Here is a 2,654-nt window from a genome sequence, read left to right on the forward strand (position 1 = left end):
ATCATGAAAGGCGACTACGGCGACAGCCTGGATAATCGGGACATACTCACCCGGATGGCCTCCCTCCGTGTCCAGCGTGCCAGACTCCTCGGCTATCCTACCCACGCCCACTTCGTCCTGGAGGAAAACATGGCCAAAACCCCCGACCGGGTCTATGAGTTCCTCGATCAGCTCTGGGTGCCCGCCCTGGCCCGCGCAAAGGCCGAGGCCGCCGAGTTTCAGGCCATGATCGATGCCGAAGGCGGCGGCTTTAAGCTCCAGCCCTGGGACTGGTGGTACTACGCCGAGAAGGTCAAGCAGGCCAAGTACGCCCTGGAGGACGAGCAGCTGCGGCCCTACTTCGCTCTGGACAATGTGCGCCAGGGCGCCTTCGACGTCGCCAACAAACTCTGGGGCCTCACCTTCCACGAGCGCACGGACATCCCCCTCTACCACCCCGATGCCCAGCTCTACGAGGTCCGCGAGGCCGACGGTACTCACGTCGGGCTGCTCACGACCGACTACTACCCCCGGGACAGCAAACGCTTCGGGGCCTGGATGAGCTCCTTCCGCAAGCAGTCCCGCCGCGGCGGACAGATGGTCACACCCATCATCTGCAACGTGTACAATTTCACCCTGCCCTCCGGCGACCAGCCCGCCCTACTCAGCCTGGATGAAGCCGAGACCCTGTTCCACGAGTTCGGCCACGGCCTCCAGGGCCTGCTGTCCAACTGCACCTATGACCGGCTCTCCGGCACCGCCGTAACCCGCGACTACGTGGAACTCTGCTCCCAGATCATGGAGAACTGGGCCACCGAGCCCGTGGTCATCAAGTCCTACGCCCGGCACTGGCATACCGGCGAGCCGATCCCCGACGACCTCGTCGAGCGGATCCAGAACGCCCGCCTGTTCAACCAGGGCTTCGCCACCGTGGAGTACCTGGCTGCCTCCTACCTGGACATGGACTGGCACACCATGGAGGACGCCGAGCTGCGCAACCCGAGGGAGTTCGAGGATGCCGCCCTGACCCGCATCGGCCTCATCCCGGAGATCGTCACCCGCTACCGCAGCACCTACTTCCAGCACATCTTTTCCGGCGGCTATTCCGCGGGCTACTACAGCTACATCTGGGCCGAGGTCCTCGACGCCGACGCTTTCCAGGCCTTCAAGGAGACCAGCCTCTTCGACCAGGAGACGGCGCGTGCCTTCCGTGAGAATATCCTGGAAACCGGCGGCACCGAAGATCCCATGACCCTCTACCTGCGCTTCCGCGGACGCGAACCAGGGATCGAACCCCTCCTCAAACGAAGAGGGCTGGATTAGCCCGATTCAGGTGTTAAATTGCTGCCCGGGTTGTATCTAATAACTAACGGAAAGGAGGTGGTCCATTGTCTAGTTACGACAGGGCACCGGCCTCCGCTGGTGCGATTTAGAGGCAATCGGCGCGCCGGCTGCCCAGCCTATATAAAGCCCCCGGCCCTGTGCCGGGGGCTTCTTCGTTTGCAGGCGGGGTTCGTCTTTCAGGAAGCACAAGATTGGAATGAAGCCACCAACGGGGCCGATGATATCCGGCATGTCGCGCATGGAGCGCATGGAACGAACGACAAGTTGGCCTTTTCGCATTATATTGGATCACTATGATGAATGCTGCTCCATACCGCTCCGCTGATGTGCAGTGGAAAATTCCTCACCCCGAATTCACACCTCTCGTCGGGCGTATCTTTTAAAATGCGGAAAAATGGCGGGGTTTTGTTGAATTTCTCGCCGTATCAACACAGCAGATCGGCGGAGTCTCAGACCGTCTTGCCGAACAGCGTCTGCGCGATCCAGCCGGCGATGGGCGCGAAGAAGAAAGTGCTGGCGAAGCGGATCAGGGCCAGTCTCCAGCCCAGGATGCCCACTTCGAGGGGCAGGCGGCTGAAGGCCCACAGGGACCAGCCGGTGAGGAAGGCGACCATGGTGCCGACGCCGGCCCCGGCCCGCAGCAGCCCGGTGGCGATGGGCAGGCTGACGTAGGGTCCGCCGGGAGTCAGGGCGCCGGTCAGAGTGCCGATTAGCAGCCCGCGCCAACCGGACTCCAGCCCCACCCAGCGGGAGATGAGTTCCCGGGGCAGAAAAGCCTGCACCATGCTGGCCACGATAAAGGCGCAGACCAGCATGGGGAGGATCTCGATGATCATGTTCAGGGCCGATTTCAGACCGGTGAGGTGTTCGCCCTGCCCGCGCCAGAAGCCGACCAGTAGCAGTGCAAGGGCCAGGACGCCCATGATGATGGTGGGGACCAGCATGTTTGATTTCCTCTGCTTTTTAGCTGTCATGATATCTAATCATTCTGGATCAGAAGTGTAAGCGCCCAGCAGGAGCTGGCTTATTGCTTACTATCCCTTCTTGCCGTGCGTAAACCGGTAACCGGAGTGGATTGTTAGCCACTTTGAGCCATAGGCCCCTTTAATATTCATCAACCGGCAAGACGCCCACCTGCAGGCGCGACGGGTGCTTCAGGGAACGGTACACCCGCTGGGTCGCCTTGATGAAGTCCTCCTCCCGGGCCTGGAAGATATTGTCCACATACTTCTGCGGGTTGCGGTCCACCAGGGGGAACCAGGTGCTCTGCACCTGGACCATGATCCAGTGACCTTTCTGGAACGTGTGGAGCACGTCTTGGAGTTCGAAGG

General features: G+C 61.3%; 3 protein-coding genes. 1 reads left to right on the forward strand and 2 read right to left on the reverse strand.

Features of this window, described 5'->3' with window-relative positions; translation table 11 throughout:
* Positions 1-1,302, forward strand: a 1,302-nt coding sequence (locus ACETWG_05880; protein MFB0516117.1) for a M3 family metallopeptidase, incomplete at its 5' end; no start/stop codon positions are given.
* A gap of 470 nt (positions 1,303-1,772) precedes the next feature.
* Here the strand turns inward: ACETWG_05880 and ACETWG_05885 are convergent.
* Entirely contained in the window at positions 1,773-2,297 is a 525-nt protein-coding gene (locus tag ACETWG_05885; GenBank protein MFB0516118.1) for a permease, read from the reverse strand.
* 130 nt (positions 2,298-2,427) lie between these two features.
* Positions 2,428-2,654: CocE/NonD family hydrolase C-terminal non-catalytic domain-containing protein (locus ACETWG_05890; GenBank protein MFB0516119.1), on the reverse strand; the 227-nt coding region annotated here is incomplete at its 5' end.

This window comes from Candidatus Neomarinimicrobiota bacterium (assembly GCA_041862535.1).
Taxonomy (GTDB): Bacteria; Fidelibacterota; Marinisomatia; order SCGC-AAA003-L08; family TS1B11.

Bases quoted from the DNA above. Each gene is read 5' to 3' on its own strand.
- ACETWG_05885 (MFB0516118.1), bottom strand. From the start codon at position 2,297: ATGACAGCTAAAAAGCAGAGGAAATCAAACATGCTGGTCCCCACCATC.